At 50.9% G+C, this 534-nt stretch carries 1 protein-coding gene; it reads left to right on the plus strand.

Annotation, left to right across the window (positions count from 1 at the left end):
• The first annotated feature begins 101 nt into the window (after positions 1-101).
• The gene (locus DEQ92_RS21730) at positions 102-452 is read left to right on the plus strand and encodes a hypothetical protein (RefSeq protein WP_013035717.1); all 351 of its coding nucleotides are present in this window, start codon (positions 102-104) and stop codon (positions 450-452) included.
• The last annotated feature ends 82 nt before the right edge of the window (positions 453-534 follow it).

Raw genomic sequence — 534 nt, forward strand, 5'->3', positions numbered from 1 at the left:
ATGTGATTGTTAGTTGAAGCTACTATTGCGTGGTTGTGGTGTGTTCACTAATTTAAACGGTCCGTTACTTTCTTCGCTCGGAGCAACGACTCTGTTGCTGAATGACTGAATACGACGAGGATTCGATTCCGTCACACACCCTCGAATCGAACGGTCGTGTATGGACGTACGAAAAGCTTGACCCACGAACTCACCAATGGACTCGCCCGTTAGACCAAGAAGAGTTCGACTGGGACGTTTCGAACGTCGACCTCGTCGGAACCGATGTCCCCGTTCGTGTCGTCAGTCTCGAACTCCACGACGAGTGGACGGTACAAGGGTTAGAGACTGCGGGACCAGATTACCACCGCCCTGGGTTCACAGAGACGATTTCTTCTGATTACGTCTCTTATACAGCGAATTTAGAAGAGGCAATCGAGATGGTCGAGGACTTCGTAGAACGACTGTCCTAGATTACCGGCTCTACGACGACGTGTTCTACGGCAAGCTGCCGAACCGACTGAGGTGGCTCTGTTGAAATCCTCTTCATGTCTG

Origin of the sequence: Haloferax sp. Atlit-6N (genome assembly GCF_003383195.1) — an archaeon.
Classification (GTDB): Archaea; Halobacteriota; Halobacteria; order Halobacteriales; family Haloferacaceae; genus Haloferax; species Haloferax gibbonsii.